The 14,945-nt window shown below is 70.3% G+C and carries 11 protein-coding genes and 1 pseudogene; 5 read left to right on the top strand and 7 right to left on the bottom strand.

What is annotated here, in order from left to right; all coding sequences use genetic code 11:
• Nucleotides 1–61: 61 nt before the first annotated feature.
• The 3 genes and pseudogenes from cyc2 to OG289_RS37855 form a co-directional block, all read right to left on the bottom strand.
• On the bottom strand, nucleotides 62–2,263 hold the full coding sequence (gene cyc2 / locus OG289_RS37865; protein ID WP_327318521.1) for a germacradienol/geosmin synthase Cyc2: 2,202 nt from the start codon (nucleotides 2,261–2,263) through the stop codon (nucleotides 62–64).
• Nucleotides 2,260–3,069: pseudogene (locus tag OG289_RS37860) on the bottom strand (ABC transporter ATP-binding protein). Before OG289_RS37860 ends, cyc2 begins: the two are co-directional and overlap by 4 nt.
• A gap of 90 nt (nucleotides 3,070–3,159) precedes the next feature.
• Nucleotides 3,160–4,011, bottom strand: a complete 852-nt coding sequence (locus OG289_RS37855; RefSeq protein WP_327318520.1) for an LLM class flavin-dependent oxidoreductase — start codon at nucleotides 4,009–4,011, stop codon at nucleotides 3,160–3,162.
• A gap of 288 nt (nucleotides 4,012–4,299) precedes the next feature.
• Between OG289_RS37855 and OG289_RS37850 the strand changes: the two genes are divergently transcribed.
• Together OG289_RS37850 and OG289_RS37845 are read left to right on the top strand one after the other, a co-directional pair.
• Complete coding sequence (locus tag OG289_RS37850; RefSeq protein WP_327320931.1) at nucleotides 4,300–5,085, top strand: alpha/beta fold hydrolase; 786 nt, start codon at nucleotides 4,300–4,302, stop codon at nucleotides 5,083–5,085.
• The gene (locus OG289_RS37845) at nucleotides 5,082–6,344 is read left to right on the top strand and encodes a cytochrome P450 (protein WP_327318519.1); all 1,263 of its coding nucleotides are present in this window, start codon (nucleotides 5,082–5,084) and stop codon (nucleotides 6,342–6,344) included. The genes OG289_RS37850 and OG289_RS37845 overlap by 4 nt, the downstream gene beginning before the upstream one ends.
• Before the next feature lie 103 nt (nucleotides 6,345–6,447).
• Here OG289_RS37845 and OG289_RS37840 read toward each other — a convergent pair whose 3' ends face one another.
• The 3 genes from OG289_RS37840 to OG289_RS37830 all read right to left on the bottom strand — a co-directional run bounded on the left by OG289_RS37840 (nucleotide 6,448) and on the right by OG289_RS37830 (nucleotide 10,932).
• Nucleotides 6,448–7,728: a damage-control phosphatase ARMT1 family protein gene (locus OG289_RS37840; RefSeq protein ID WP_327318518.1), complete on the bottom strand. Its 1,281-nt coding sequence runs from the start codon at nucleotides 7,726–7,728 to the stop codon at nucleotides 6,448–6,450.
• A 157-nt stretch (nucleotides 7,729–7,885) separates the two neighbouring features.
• Nucleotides 7,886–8,536 (bottom strand): ScbR family autoregulator-binding transcription factor, encoded by a 651-nt coding sequence (locus tag OG289_RS37835; protein WP_327318517.1) that lies wholly within the window; start codon nucleotides 8,534–8,536, stop codon nucleotides 7,886–7,888.
• A gap of 590 nt (nucleotides 8,537–9,126) precedes the next feature.
• The gene (locus OG289_RS37830; RefSeq protein ID WP_327318516.1) at nucleotides 9,127–10,932 is read right to left on the bottom strand and encodes a S8 family peptidase; all 1,806 of its coding nucleotides are present in this window, start codon (nucleotides 10,930–10,932) and stop codon (nucleotides 9,127–9,129) included.
• A gap of 438 nt (nucleotides 10,933–11,370) precedes the next feature.
• Here OG289_RS37830 and OG289_RS37825 point away from each other — a divergent pair, with 438 nt between their 5' ends.
• On the top strand, nucleotides 11,371–12,306 hold the full coding sequence (locus tag OG289_RS37825) for a lytic polysaccharide monooxygenase (protein WP_327318515.1): 936 nt from the start codon (nucleotides 11,371–11,373) through the stop codon (nucleotides 12,304–12,306).
• A gap of 116 nt (nucleotides 12,307–12,422) precedes the next feature.
• On the opposite strand, the gene OG289_RS37820 is transcribed toward OG289_RS37825, so the two are convergent.
• Nucleotides 12,423–13,064 (bottom strand): Tat pathway signal sequence domain protein, encoded by a 642-nt coding sequence (locus OG289_RS37820; protein ID WP_327318514.1) that lies wholly within the window; start codon nucleotides 13,062–13,064, stop codon nucleotides 12,423–12,425.
• Nucleotides 13,065–13,744: 680 nt separating this feature from the next.
• On the opposite strand from OG289_RS37820, the gene OG289_RS37815 reads away from it, so the two are divergent.
• Both OG289_RS37815 and OG289_RS37810 read left to right on the top strand, forming a co-directional pair.
• A complete protein-coding gene (locus OG289_RS37815; RefSeq protein ID WP_327320930.1) occupies nucleotides 13,745–14,413 on the top strand; it encodes a DUF6230 family protein in 669 nt (222 codons plus the stop codon).
• The gene (locus OG289_RS37810; RefSeq protein ID WP_327318513.1) at nucleotides 14,410–14,871 is read left to right on the top strand and encodes a DUF6114 domain-containing protein; all 462 of its coding nucleotides are present in this window, start codon (nucleotides 14,410–14,412) and stop codon (nucleotides 14,869–14,871) included. Before OG289_RS37815 ends, OG289_RS37810 begins: the two co-directional genes overlap by 4 nt.
• The last annotated feature ends 74 nt before the right edge of the window (nucleotides 14,872–14,945 follow it).

The raw sequence follows: 14,945 nt of genomic DNA, 5'->3' as shown, positions 1-14,945 counted from the left end.
TCGGGTCCGCACACGGCCGGCCGAACGGCGCATTCCGTGCGGCCCGTTCCGTGTACGGAGGTCAGGAGATCAACAGGCGGGGAGCGGGTGTCGTCGGCGCGAGGTCCGGCAGGAAGCCGTGGGTGCGGCGGGCCAGGTACGCGGACTTGTAGCGGTCGACCTCGCGGTGCCAGTGCAGGATGCCCGACAGCCAGTTCTGCAGGTCGGCGACGTAGTTCCCCATCGCCCCGCGTGCCTCGGGCGAGAGGTCGAAGTCGTCGTAGAGGACGGGCAGTTCGTGTGCGATGACGTGTTCGAACTGCCGCATGCGCTGGGTCATCAGGTCGTGGACGATGCCGAGCGCGGTCGGGTAGTCGCAGCCGAAGAAGTTCTGCACGACGAGGATCGCGTTGTGCAGCTCGCCCTCGTACTCGATCTCCTTCTGGTACGAGAAGACGTCGTTGGTGAGGCACGCGTAGTCCACGGCCGCGTTCTCCAGCGAGCGGACGGGGCCGCTGCGGTAGACCTCCGGCGGGACGGCGGGGCCCTGGCCCATGCGGCACAGGCTCAGGGTGAGGTCGGAGCCGAAGGTGGCACGGCGCATCTCCAGGTAGTCGACCGGGTCGGGAATGCGGTTCTGGAGCTGGTTGGACAGTTCCCACACCCAGCTCTCGGTCATGACGTCGACCGCGTCGCGCAGGGTGCGCCGCTGGTCGGGGGTCATGTCGGCGGTGGTGCGCGCCCACAGGTCGATCAGGCCGCGTTCCATGCCGTTGACGGGGACGACGGGCGTCTCCTCGCCGTCGACGGGCATGCAGGCCGACAGCCGGGCCGTGGTGAGGCGGGCGGCGGCCAGGTCGCGGCGGCCGCCGAAGACCAGCGGGTAGTAGTCGTCGCCGTAGGTGCCCCAGGCGAGCCAGTGGGCGCTGAGGTCGAGGGCCTCAGGGGTGGCGTCCGGGTCGAGGCCGGCCGAGCACAGGGGGAGGTCGTAGGCGGCGAGTTTGTCCTCGTCCCAGACGCCCTCCTGGAGCATGCCCATGCGGTGCATCCAGGCGGTCAGGCGCGGGCGGCACGCCTGAAGGTGCGGGCTGAGCTCGACCTGGAACGGCATGTGGAAGTCGGGCAGCAGAGACGGGCCGACCTTCTGGAAGGGCACGTGCGCGTACGCGCGCAGCCTCCCCCACTGCCCGAAAGGCGTGGGAGCCCCCATGGCGGCGGCCGAGGCGAGCAGCGCGCCGACGTCGGCGGCGGAGGTGCCGGGGCCCGTCAGTCTCTGCCAGGGCGCTGCGGAGGTGGCCCCCTTGTTCATGTATCGGCTGGAGCGCAGGTGCCATTCGTGGCCGCCGGACTGCCAGTCCTGCAGGCCCTTGGTGTAGGCGGCGACCGCGAGGACCTCGTCGGGCGTGAGGCCCTTGTCCAGGGCGAGTGCGGGCACCTCGGTGAAGGCGGTGTGCTCGAACTGGTGGAGGCGGGAGGTGAGGATGTCGTTGACGGTGTCGGCGGCCTCCTGGGTGGTGCAGCCGAAGAACGTCTCCAGGACGAGTACGCCATTGCTGTTCTCGCCCTCGTCCTCCACCTCGCGCTGGTAGGAGAACAGGTCGTTGCGCAGGTGCACGGCGTCGGAGAAGGTCTCCATGAGCACCCTGAGCGGCCTCGACCCGGCAAGGGCGGCCGGGACTTCGGCGGTCGCGTACTCCACGAGCCCCGCAGACCAGGGCGCACCGCCCACCTTGCGGCGCATCTCGATGTACTCGACGGGGTTGGCGATCCGCCCTTCGTCGATGTTGGACAGCTCCCACATCGACTCGTTGAGCAGATGCTCCGTCGCCACGGCGAAACGGCGGCGCCAGTCCTCCGACATGGCCGGCACCGTGCGCGCCCACAGGTCCTTCAGGCCCGCCTCGACCGGGTTCCGCGGCTCGGGCACGGGTGTCGACGCGTCCAGTGGCATGAACAGCGGGAGCCGGTCCAGGTGGGCCTTGCCGGCGGCGCGGTCGGGGGTGCGCTTGAACATGTCGAGGAAGTGGTCGTCGAAGAAGAACACCCACACGTACCAGTCGGTGATCAACGACAGCGCGGGCCCGTCGCAGTCGGGGTGGGTGTAGGCGCAGAGCAGGCCGTAGTCGTGCGCCTCCAGGTCGGCCTGCTCCCAGATCCCGGACCCCTCCAGCATGCCCATGTCGCGCGCCCACCGCGTCGAGTGGGCCCGCGCCCGGTCGACGTGCGGGTTCAGGCGCGCGGGATGCGGCATGTAGAAGTGCGGGAGGTCGAACGGTTGCGTCATGGCCGGGCCCTACCCGGGGGTCCGAGCCGCCATCCGTGGGGCAGAACATGATCACACCATCGCGTGAATCGGGCGGGAGGCGGTGAACCGTACGGGAGTTGGTGTGCCGGTCGGCGCATCCCCCGCACCACCTGCCCGATCTTCGTGCGCAGCGCCGTGAACTCGGGCAGGCCCCGGATGGTGATCCGGTCGCGTTCGTCCGGGAGTTCGACCGGCAGGTCGAGGGCGACGCGCGCGCCGGGCCCCGGGGACAGGACGACGACGCGGTCGCCGACGTAGACGCTCCCGTCGATGTCGTGGGTGACGAACACGATGGTGGTGCCGTCGGTTCGGTGCACCTCCAGGAGGAGGTCCTCCAGGGCCTCGCGGGTCTGGGCGCCGAGAAAGCCGAAGGGTTCGTCCATGAAAAGCAGGGAGGGTCGGCAGACCAGGGCGCGGGCGATGGCCACGCGTTGCCGCATGCCGCCGGAGAGCTGCCAGGGGTGTCGGCGGGCGGTGCCGTCGAGGCCCACGCGCGCGAGGATGCGGGTCGCCTCGGCGCGGCGGTCGGCCCGGTCGAGTCCCTGGCGGCGCCAGCGGCAGGGCGACGTTGTCGCGGACGGTGAGCCAGGGCAGCGGCGAGCGCCCGTAGTCCTGGAAGACGACGGCGAGCCGGTCGGTTACGCCGGTGACGGGTGTCCCGTCCACGGTGATCGTGCCCTCGTCGGCGGGGTGAGCCCGGCGATGGTGCGCAGCAGCGTGGACCTGCCGCAGCCCGAGGGGCCCACCACGCACAGGAGTTGTCCGTCGGGAACGGTGAGGCCGATGTCACCCGCCGCGAGCGGCCCACCGCCAGGCCGAGCGCGATGCCGGCGACGGCGACGGCGACGATCACTACACTCCAGTGGGCCGATCCGTCAGTCTTCGGAAAAATGAGCGAGAACGTTTTCGGCAACCCAGCGGAGGGCGTCCGGCAAGGCTTCCGTGGCCACGGGCAGCCACAGCGAGGCCGCGGCGAGCCCGGCCTCGGCCAGCCGCCCCAGCTCCTCGCGCACGCTCTCGGCAGTGGCGTCGGTTCCGCCGAGCGGACGGCCGGGTGCCTGAACGGCCGGCGTGAGCCCCGGCGGCACGAGGAACAGGCCCGCGGTCAGCTCCAGGGTGCCCGGATCGCGTCCCTCCCCTTCCCCGAGTGCGGCCAGCCGGTCGCGCACCCCGGCGAGCGCCTCCGCGTCGACGCCGGAACCGTGCCAGGCATCCCCGAACCGCAGCGCCCGGCGCAGCGCCGCGTCGCTCTGCCCGCCGATCCACAGGGGCGGGCCGCCCTGCGTACGGGGCCGCACCCCGAGTCGGCCGCCGTGCCACAACTCCCTTACAGCGGCAAGGTGTTCGTCGGTGCGTCGGCCCCGGCCCGCGAACGGCACGCCCACGGCGGCGAACTCCGCCGCGTCCCATCCGGTGCCGACGCCGAGCGTGAACCGGCCGCCGGAAAGACGGTCGAGAGTGGATGCCTGATGGGCGAGGACGACGGGGTTGTACAGCGGCAGGATCAGGACACTCGTCAGCAGGCCGATACGCCGGGTCGCCCCGGCGACGGCGGACAGCAGGACCAGTGGATCCGGGGTCACGCCGAGGTCCCCGGCCACGACGTGGCTGCTGGCGAACACATGGTCGAAGCCCAGGACTTCGGCCTGCCGCGCGAGGTCGAGAACGTCGTCGAGCTCGTCCTCCCGCGCGGGCCACAGCCTGTGCGGAGCCACTCCGATGCGCATGTCGTCGGTTTCCCTTCGTCGGGTCGGTGCGGTGAGTGTGCGACGGGTGCACGGGCGGTGGCGGGGGCGTCAGGGGGCGTTCAGGTGACCTGGCCGGCCGTACGGTGGGCTGTGGTCAGGGGCGGTCGGCTGCGCGGAGTGGGTTCGGACGACGAGCGTGGGGCGTGGGGCGTGGGGCGTACTGAGGGGCGGGCGCGTTCCGCACAACAACACCAGCGCCGGGTTTCATGCCCGCCGCGCGCCCTTGCCGAGCCCCGAGTCCCGGGCCACCGTGGTCGCATGGCAACCCTGGAAACCTTCGTGCTCCCTCATGAGCTGCACGGCGACGGCGCCCACAAGGTGTTCGCGGTGCACGGCTGGCTGGCCGACCGGTCCGCGTACGCGCCCGTTCTGCCCGACCTCGACCGGACGTCCTTCCAGTACGCGCTGGTGGATCTGCGCGGCTACGGCGCGGCCAGGCACCTGGTCGGCACGCACTCGACCGCCGAGGCCGCGCTCGACCTCGTGGCTCTGGCCGACCGGCTGGGCTGGGAGCGGTTCTCGGTGGTGGGGCACTCGATGGGCGGCGCGATCGGTCAGCGACTCCTCGCCATGGCTCCGCACCGGCTGCGGCGACTGGTCGGCGTGTCCCCGGTGCCCGCGTCGGGGCTGGCGCTGCCGACGGAGCTCTGGGAGCTGTTCGCGGGCGCGGCGGACAGGGCGGAGAACCGGCGCGTCATCCTCGACCTCACGACGGGTGGCCGCCGCCCGGCCGCCTGGCTGGACCGGATGGTCGCCCGTTCGGTGGAGGCCAGCGACACCAAAGCGTTCCGCGCCTGGTTGGACTCGTGGGCCCTGGAGGACTTCCACGAGCGGACCGAGGGCTCGACCGTCCCCGCACTCGCCGTGACCGGCGCCCTGGACCCCGCCCTCTCGGCCGATCTGATGCGCGAGACGTGGCTGCGCTGGTACCCGCGCGCCGAGCTCCACGAATTGTCGGCCGCAGGTCATTACGCGATGGACGAGACGCCCCTGGAGCTGATCCGGGTGTGGGAGGACTTCCTGCGCGCGGACGACAGGGGCATGGCCGCATGACCTTCGATCAACTACCTCCCGTTCCCGACGTGTTCGACCCACGGCAGTACGCCGAAGAGGTGCCCTACGCCGCCTACCGCGTCCTGCGCGACCACCACCCGGTGGCCTGGCAGCAGGAGGCCGAGGTGCTGGGATGGCCCGCCGGGCCGGGCTTCTGGGCGGTGACCCGGCACGCGGACGTCGTACGCGTGCTCAAGGACTCGGCGACGTACTCCTCGTATGTCGGTGCCACCCAGATCCGCGATCCCGACCCGGACGACCTGCCGTTCATCAGGCGCATGATGCTCAACCAGGATCCGCCGGACCATGGGCGGTTGAGGCGGCTGGTGAGCCGGGCCTTCACCCCGGGCCGGGTCGAACGTTTCGCGGAGGTCGCCGGGGAGCGTGCGCGTACGTTGTGCGACGGCGCCCTGCGGCAGGCACGCGCCGCAGACGGGTGCGTCGACCTCGTGTCCGCCGTGACCGACGACTACGCCCTGCTCAACCTCGCGGACCTGCTGGGCGTTCCGGAGAGCGACCGCGGGCTGCTGCTGCACTGGACACGGCGCGTCATCGGCTACCAGGACCCCGATGAGGCAGGTACCGACCGGCGGGACGCGGCGGGACGGCCGGTCGATCCCCGATCGCCCGCGGCCCTGCGGGACATGTTCGCCTATGCGCAGCAACTCGCCGCGCACAGACGGCGGCATCCCGTCGACGATGTCATGACGACCCTCGCCCTCGACCCCGAACTCGCCGACGCCGAACTGGAGATGTTCTTCTTCCTGCTCACCGTCGCCGGCAACGACACCGTTCGCAGCGCCGCCCCCGGCGGCCTACTGGCACTGGCGAAGCATCCGAAGGTGTACGAGCGCCTGCATGCCGGCGAGGTCGAACTCTCCTCGGCAGTCGACGAGTTGCTGCGCTGGCACCCGCCCGTGCTCACCTTTCGGCGCACCGCCGCCCGGGACACCGAGCTCGCGGGACGGCGGATCCGGGCGGGCGAGAAGGTAGTCGTCTTCCACGCGGCCGCCAACCGCGACGAACGCGCCTTCGAAGAGCCGGACTTGCTGGATCTCACGCGTGCGCCGAACCCGCATGTGTCCTTCGGGGACGGGCCCCACGTCTGCCTGGGCGCGCACTTCGCCCGACTGCAACTGCGGCTGCTCTACCGGGAGGTACTGCGGACGTGGCCCGTGCTGCGGACGGCCGGGCCGCCCCGACGCCTGGTGTCGAACTTCATCAACGGGATCAAGTCGCTGCCGGTGCAGGGCACTTGACCCGACACCTCAGCTCGGCACTGAGCACACCCGTCGCTCCCGGCGCCGAGTGCGGCGGACCGCGACCGCGCAGTGCGCATCGCCCCCACGACGCGCCCGTTCCTCACTCCCGCAGCTGGATCAGCGCATGCGTCCCGCCCGTGCGCCAGCGTTGCCCCTCGGCGGCGACCAGTGCGGCCTCCGTATCGGCGTCGAGGCCGGTGATCACGTCGGACTTCAGCGTGCGCAAGGCCGCGACCGGGCCAGGGAAGTAGGCGGTCACATCGACGAACGGCGTGGTCGGGGCCCAGCGACTGTCGCCCACCAGGCGGCGGTAGTTGAGGTCGCCCTTCACGATCGTCAGAGTGGCCGTCGCGAACTCGGCCCGCAGGTCGTCCGGCATCTCCGCGTACGGCAGCGGGGCCGCGGAGAAGGGATGGGCACGGACCGTCAGGCTGCCTTCCGCCATGGCCGCCCACAGACGTCGGCCGTGGTCGGCTGCCACTCCCGGCGCGCCCGTCAGTTTCCTCAGGGCGTCGACGACATCGGCCGTCGTGGCGTCGGAGACGTAGTACGGGTACGGCTTGACGTGCAGGACAACCCGGTCGCACCGCCCATGGGCGAGGAGGTGCGCCGCCAGGAGAAGGTCGGGGATCAGTTCGCGGCCCGCGTTGTCGGCGACGAGGCACAGAGTACGGGGACGCGTGCGGGCGCGGGGACGCGTGCGGGCGGGGGTCTCGGTGGCGATCCCGGCAGGGGCGTCGGCGCCAGTACCGGTACCCGCCTCCGCTTCCGGGTCTGTTTCCCTTCTCGACAGCAGGGACCACAGCGTCTCGCTGTCGTCGGCGACCAGCCCCGGGACGGCGGCCCGCTCCTCGGCCTCGGCGTCGGACAGCCGGAAACCGAGGTCGGCGCGGTTGCCCCAGAGGGAGCCGTGCAGGAGAGCGCGGGCCCGCTCCTCGACCGGACGGTCCTCGAGGATGTCGAGCACGGCCAGTTCCTCGAGGGTCTCCGGCGCGTCGAGCTCGGCGAGCTTGAAGGGGCGGAAGGGGTCGATTCCCTGCCAGGGACCAGAGCCGAAGTAGCCGACCGCGTCGAGGAGTTGACGGTAGAAGTAGCTCTCCGACCACAGCCAGGGCACGTCGAACCAGGAACGGCCGGCGTACGCGTCGAGCCCCCACGCCCGCCACCTCTCGCGGTCGCGCGCATCGGCGGGGAGCGGTTCGATCACGCCCTTGGTGCAGCTGGCCAACAGCGCGTCCAAGCCCTGGTGGACCTCCGGACCGTAGGGGAACGCGTCCCGCACCTGCCGGATGATCGCCGGGTGCCGTTCGGCCAGGACACTGTGAGGGAACGAGCCGGGCTCGTTGCCGAGGATCACGGGCGGGGCGGGGGTGTCGGGCATGCCGATCACCGTATCGCGGGGGCGCACGCCGAAGACCGCACGCACACGCGCACGCACTGCGCGGGTCACCGGAGCACGGGGGCGCCGGTCACCCGGTCACCGGAGGGTCTCTTGACCGCCCCCGCCTGCGCGCCCCCGCGCCGTCCGCCGTCGGCCCTCACACCATCGCCATGATCTCCCGCTCCAGCCGCGCCGCGAGGCTCAGATAACGTGGCCGGCGCGGTACCGGCACCAGGCCCCTGATGAGGACGTGCCACATCTCGGCCATCCGGCGGGGCAGTCGGCCGGCGGGTTCGCGGGAGCGGCCGACGACTCGGGTGCCGACGAAGAAGCAGACCAGGGAGTGCGCCACGGCATCGACGTCGACATCCGGGTGGATGTCGGAATCCTTGACCGCGCCGCCGAGCCGCCGGGAGATCAGGTCCAGCAACTCCGCGAACGGATGCGGCAGCGGCGGTCGGACCGCCACTCCCCCGGTGGCGAGCCGCAGGCCGGCCCGGGCGATCGGGCCCTCGACCGACAGCCGCGTCAGACCGAACGTCAGGCGTATGAGTGCTTCGAGAGAACAGTAGCCGCGGTCGTCGATCTCGCCGGCGACCCGCCGCGCGGCCTGGGACTGCAACTCCATGATGGCGTGGGCCAGGTCCTCCTTCGCCGCGAAGTGGAAGTAGAGGGCGCCCTTGGTGACGTGGGCGTGCTCGACGATGTCACTGAGGCTTGTCGACTCGTAGCCATGCCGATCGAACAGGTCGGCGGCGGCCGTGATGATCGTCGTGCGGGTCTGTTCGGCGCGTAACTGCCTCGCCATCGACTGGTACTCTCCCGGGCCGGTAAAGAACGGGTCATGCCGTTTTTTCTTACCCCCCGTACACAATAGCTCACTGTACGGGGGGAGTGACCATGTACGTGAAGACCGCCGACTCCCCCTGCGATCCCCCGACTTGCCCGTAGATCATGGACACGTCGGGAGGCAGCCTCCCAGGAGAAACGTACCGTGGGCATAGTCGAGAAGACCACCAAAAAAGACGGGGCGCGCGGTTTCTGCACACAACTGCGGGAGGATCGGGCCCTGGTGCGGTTGAATGACACGTGTAACTCCACACAGGTACCACGAGCCTCCCCCGCATCACCCGGCAGGAACCTACGGCCCCTCAGAAACACACGCGGAGGCGGTTTCGGAACCAGTCGCGGAAGCGGTCACTAAAACGGAGACGGAAGCAGTCACGGAAGCAGTCACGAAGACGAAGACGGAAGCAGTCACGAAAACGGTCACGGAAACCGTCCCATGAGACGACCCCGGCAAACGGTCCCTGAAACACACGTAGGGCGGGCCGGCCGGTGTCCATCCACACCGGCCGGCCCGCCCGTTCATTGCGCTCGGCGACTGCGACAGTCCCCTCAGAAGGTCAGCTTCCAGCTGTTGAGCTTCCCCGTGTCCTGCGCGGCCGTGTCCTGGATCCGCAGCTTCCAGGTGCCGTTGGCGGTTTCGTTGGAGGCGTCCACCGAGTAGGTGGTGTTGACGTTGTCCGCGGAGTCGGAGGCGCTGGCGGACTTCAGCCGGTAAGCGGTTCCGTCGGGGGCCACCAGGTCGATCACCAGGTCACCGCGGTAGGTGTGGGTGATGTCGACGCCGACCTGGAGGGCGCTCGGCGCGTTGCCGGTGCGGCCGCTGACGGCGATGGAGGACTCGATCGCGGAACCGTTGTCCGGGATGGAGACCGCGGTGGTGTTGGAGAAGGTGGTGCCCCCCGTGGAGCCGCCGGAGCCGCTCACCGCCTGCACCGTCTTGGCCGCGTCCGCCAGACCCGCGCCGCACCCGCCGGAGCAGGAGCCGGGCAGTGCACGGGCGTTGTTCTTGATGGCCGTCTCGATCTGCGCCGGGGTCAGCGAGGAGTTGGCCGACTTCACCAGCGCGACCAGGCCCGCGATGTGCGGGGTGGCCATGCTGGTGCCCTGGTAGTAGGCGTACGACTCGCTCGACGGCGTCTTGGTGCCGGAGTTCAGCGTGGACAGGATGCCGTTCGCGGTGCCGGTGCTGGTCTGGCCGCCGGGCGCCGAGATGTCCACGAGGGAACCGTAGTTGGAGTAGGACGCCTTGGCGCCGCTGCGGTTGGTCGCCGCGACCGAGATGACGTTGTTGCAGTTGCCCGGCGAGTGGTTCGCCACGTTGTCGTTCTCGTTGCCGGCGGCCACGACGACGGTAGTACCGCGGTTCACGGCGGCGGTGATCGCGCTCTGGGTCGCCGAGGTGCACGCCCCGTCGCCGCCCAGGCTCATGTTGATGACCTTGGCGACGTTGGAGTTGGCGGGAACACCGGAAACGGTTCCGCCTGACGCCCAGGTGATGGCGTCGATGATGTCGGAGTCGTAACCGCCGCACTTGCCGAGCACACGGACCGGCGAGATCTTCGCACCGTAGGCGATGCCCGCGACGCCCTTGTTGTTGTTCGTGACGGCGGCGATGGTGCCGGCCACGTGAGTGCCGTGCCAGGAGGAGTTGCTGGCCGGGATGCCGGAGCCGCAGTCGTTGGCGTTGTACCAGTCGCCCGGGTCGGCCGGGTTGCTGTCGCGGCCGTCGCCGTCGACGGAGACCGCGGTGTCGGCGATGAAGTCATAGCCGCCGACGATATTCGCGGCGAGGTCGGTGTGCGCGACGTAACCGGTGTCGATGACGGCGACCGTGACGCCGGTGCCGGTCGAAGTGGCCCAGGCGCCCGGCACGTTCATGCCGGCGGTGGACTCGAAGAGGTCCCACTGCTTGGTGTACTCGGTGTCGTTCGGGTCGGCCTTCGGCTTGTTCAGCCGGTCCGGGACGACGTAGGCGACCTGCGGGTCCGCCTGGTACCGGGCGACGACGTCGGCGACGTCCGCCTTCGTGAGGTCGTCGCCCAGGTCGACCAGGGCGGCGCCGGTGCCGAGACGGCGCTGGAAGTCGACGTCCTCGCCGCTCTCCTTGCCCTTGGCGGCGGCGTCGGCCTGGGCGGCCGGGTTCGACTTCGCCTCGGCGGCACCGGACTTGTAGCCGACGATGAGGCGCTCGGCCGGGGTGCCGGGCGCGGCCTCGGTCTGGGCGGCGGGAACGGTGGAACCCTGGGAAACGGTTTCCTGGGCGGCGGCCGAGGCGGTGGAGGCGGCGGTGAGCAGGGCCGCGGAGACCGCGGCGGCGGATATCAGTCTCCGTCTCAGGGCGGGTGACGTGCGCAAGGGCGTGCCTTTCGTGGCCGGCTCCGGACAGGGGGGAGCCGCGGTCGATTCGCTTCGGCATCGAAGCGGCGGGGGGTGAATCGAAGAGCAGCGCGGAAGGCCGGCCAGGCGCGGGCGTCGACCCCGTCGGGGTTACCTGTGGGTCGGCTGTGCTGGAACGATAGGCAAAGGATCAGTCATACCGATACAGGGGAAACCCTCGATCCGGCCGGAAACCCACCCTCGACGAGCACGACCGGTCAGGGATCGCCCGTTTTGATCCATCGCTTGATCCATCGCTTGATCCATCGCTTGATCCATCGCTTGATCCATCGCTTGATCCATCGCTTGACCCACCGCGCGTTGCGCGACGGACGGGCGAGTGCGCGCTGAACGCGCCGGGCCGGTTTCCCGTACTCACGACAGACCGTTCCCGCGCCGGCCGAGGAGACGTCCCCGATGCCCCGCACCACCGCACACCGCACCGCAGCACTGGCGACCGCCGCCCTCAGCCCGCTCCTGCTGGGCCTGTGGGCCGCCGGGCCGGCGCAGGCGCACGGCGCCCCCACGGATCCGGTCAGCCGGGTGTACGCCTGCTCCCCCGAGGGTGGCGCCGACGCGAGGAGCGCGGCCTGCCGGGCGGCCGTCGACGCTAACGGCACGTCCTTCGCCGCCTGGGACAACCTGCGGGTCGCGAACGTGAACGGCCGCGACCGGCAGACCATCCCCGACGGACAGTTGTGCAGCGGCGGCCTGTCCGCGTACAAGGGACTGGACCTCGCCCGCGCCGACTGGCCGTCGACCCGGCTGACGGCGGGGGGCACGCTGCGGATGACATACGCCTCGACGATCGCGCACACCGGTACGTTCAAGCTGTATCTGACGAAGCCCGGATACGACCCGTCGAAGCCGCTCACCTGGTCCGATCTTCCGGAGCGTCCGTTCGCCGAGGTCAAGGACCCGGCGCTGACGAACGGCGCCTACCACCTCACGGCGAAGCTGCCGGCCGACCGGACGGGACGTCAGATGCTGTACACGATCTGGCAGAACAGCAGCACGCCCGACACGTACTACTCGTGCTCGGACGTGGTGTTCTCGCAAGCGGTTTCGCAAAGCAAGCCGGAGAGCGGGGCGACGACGAAGGCGCCCGCTGCGGCCACGCCGAAGCCGTCCGCGAGTGCGACGCCGACCCCGGCGTCCGGCAGCAAGTCGGCGTCTGCGGCGTCCGACGCCGCACCCGCGCAGGCCGCCGCGGCCAGTCCCGAGAGCACCCCGGTGGCATCCAGCAGCGAGGGTGGCTCCGGACCGTCCGCACCGATGCTGGCGGGCGGCGCCGCGGCGGTGTTGGTACTCACCGGCGGCGCCGCCCTGGTGGCGCGTGTACGTCGGCGCTGAACTCCGTTCGTACAGCGCTCAGTTGTTCCTGCGCAGATCAGTTGTCCGTGCGCAGATCAGCTGCGGTCCGCGCGCAGATCGGTTGTGCGGAAGCGGCCTCGTTGCCCGGACGGTGATCAGTTGACGATGACGGCCGCGTCCGCGTCGGTCACCGGAGCGTACTTCGCGGTGAAGTAGCCGTTGGCGAAGCAGAGCGACGAGCCGGACGTCTTGGTGAACTGCTGGCTGGTGAAGGTGATGCTGTTGTCGGTGTTGCTCGTCGCGCCGGTCAGGCTGGCGGCCTGGTAGACGCAGTTGATGCTGCCCAGCAGGGTGCGCAGCACGACCGTGGTCTGGATGGTGGACCCGCTCGCCGGAGTCACGGTGAGGGTGCCGTCCGACGCCACGCTGGCGGTGTACGGCAGGTTGTTGACCGTGACGCTGGTGACGCCGAGCACGCCGATCACGTTCGCGGTGCAGCTGCCGAAGGAGTGTGCGGTGAGCGACTCGGTGGCGGTACCCGGCGCGGTGGGGTTGTCGGTGACGGTGGCGCTGAACGCGGAGGTGCCACAGGAGACACCGCTGGTGCCGGTCGCGCTGGAGTACAGCGTGGCGGCGGTGCCGCTGGCCAGGGACGCGTTGAGAACGTCACCGACGGCGACGTCGCCATTGGCGGTCGTCAGCACCGCACCGGCCGCGGAGGCCGGGGTGACTGCGGTGAGGGAGAGGGCGACGACGGTTCCGGCGAGGGCGAGGAGGGAGCGGGAGCGGGTGCGCATGCGGGTGCCTCTTTCTCAAGTGGAGCTTTTTTCGGGGGAGTTGGGTGGTTCGAGGTGAACCGGCGCGTTGCGTCTCGAGCAACATGGGGGGACGCGGGTCGGCGTCCGCCATTGCCGGCCCGTGACGCCTTCTCCGTACGTGACGGACCGGCAACGGCGGCCGGCCGGTGACCGGTCGGAGGCACTGGCGAGTGCTCCGGCCGGGCCGGGCGGAAGGGGCGACCGGTCGCGGCCCGCAGGGGGGAAGCGGCCGTGCCGGTGCCGTGAAGGGACGAGCTCGGGACCGAGGGCCCGTACTGGCTGAAAAGAGTCCGGGAGCGCGGACGGTGTCGCCGCACTGCGGATCCGGCGCCACGGATCCGGGCTCAGCCAGGGAGAGTTGTAGACCTGAGGGTCAGTCAACGTCAAGGCTGAGAGCGGAAGTTGATGATCCAACAGATAAATGCAGTGCTGGTGGACGGCCCGGCCCACAGGCGGCACATAATGAACACTCTTTTTCCACATCTCCCTTGACCCGTTGCTGTAACCATCGGTAACTTCCTGGACGGCTACTGCTGCGTAACCAGAAAGCCCTTGCGATTTCCGGGAGTTGCGAGGACGTGTGCGCGGCAGCCGCTGTCCGCGCCAGGACAACGTGCCACTGAAGCCCGACCCGCATGATCAAGCGCATGGGAGCAGACATGGCCTCGTCCCCGGACGTCACGTCGTCCGCCGACAACACACCCGAGAACCCCGAAAGCGGTTCCGCAGAAAGACGCGGCCGGGTCCGGCTGCGCCGGGCCGCCGTGATGGCGGTGCCCGCCACCTTCGTCGCCGCGGGGCTCGCGGTCCTCACCGCGCAGGGCGCTCTGGGGGTGCAGTTCGCCATCTCCGGCATGCCGTTCGTGGTCACCGCCGACAGGCTCGAAGGAGAAGGGTTCGCGCAGTTCGGCGGACTGGACAACATGATCGAGAACAGCCCCAACCAGGGGGACACCGGCGGCCAGGTCCTGGTCGTCACCTCGGTCGTGAAGAGCGGCAAGATCACCAACATGTGCCAGAGCGTCGACCTCGGCGGCATCCAGCTCGTCCTCAGAGCCGGCGGCGGGTCCACCCCGGTGGGCGTGAAGAACCTGGCGATCGACTCCGACCAGATCTCGGGTGACGCCGAGTTCACCAACATCGAGATCGGCCGTGACTCGAGCACCTTCGACAAGGTCCCGATCCAGGGCCCCGCGGGTGTCTACGGACAACAGGCCGACACCGTCGTCATCAAGAACCTGTACCAGCACAACTACGCGGCCACCGCCGCCGTCTTCAAGCTTCCCGGTCTGAAGATGAGCTTCAGCAGCGAGGGCTGCGAGAAGTGACCTTCACCCAGTGGCGGGACGGCTTCCGGAAGTGGCGGGGCCGTCGGCCCTTCGCGGGCGGCCTGCTGCTCGTCCTGGGCGGCGCCGAGATCCTGGTGACCATGAAGGCTCCGCTGCCGGTCATCCTGCATGTCGGCATGCAGGGCCTGGCGGGCTATCTCCTGCCGACCCTCATGATCCTGTGCGGTCTGCTGATCCTCTTCAACCCGACCCAGCGGCTGTTCTACTCGATCATCGCCATCATGCTCTCCCTGGGCACCTGGCTCACCTCCAACATCGGCGGCTTCGTCGTCGGTCTGCTGTTCGGCGCCGTGGGCAGTTGCCTGGCCTTCGGCTGGCTGCCCGACCAGGAGCCGCGCAAGAGCCGCCACGAGCGACGCAAGGGGGCACAGGCCGATCGGGCGGCCGAGACGGTCCGGCAGAACACCCCCCTGCCCGGGGCGGGGGAGCCCGCCTGACACGCGGGGAACACCCACGGGCCCGCCTCACGGATCGGCCCGACTCACGTACGGACATGACACCCGTCCGCACG

It is taken from the genome of Streptomyces sp. NBC_01235, from assembly GCF_035989285.1.
Lineage (GTDB): Bacteria > Actinomycetota > Actinomycetes > Streptomycetales > Streptomycetaceae > Streptomyces.
This window is presented reverse-complemented; position numbering and strand designations above follow the sequence as displayed.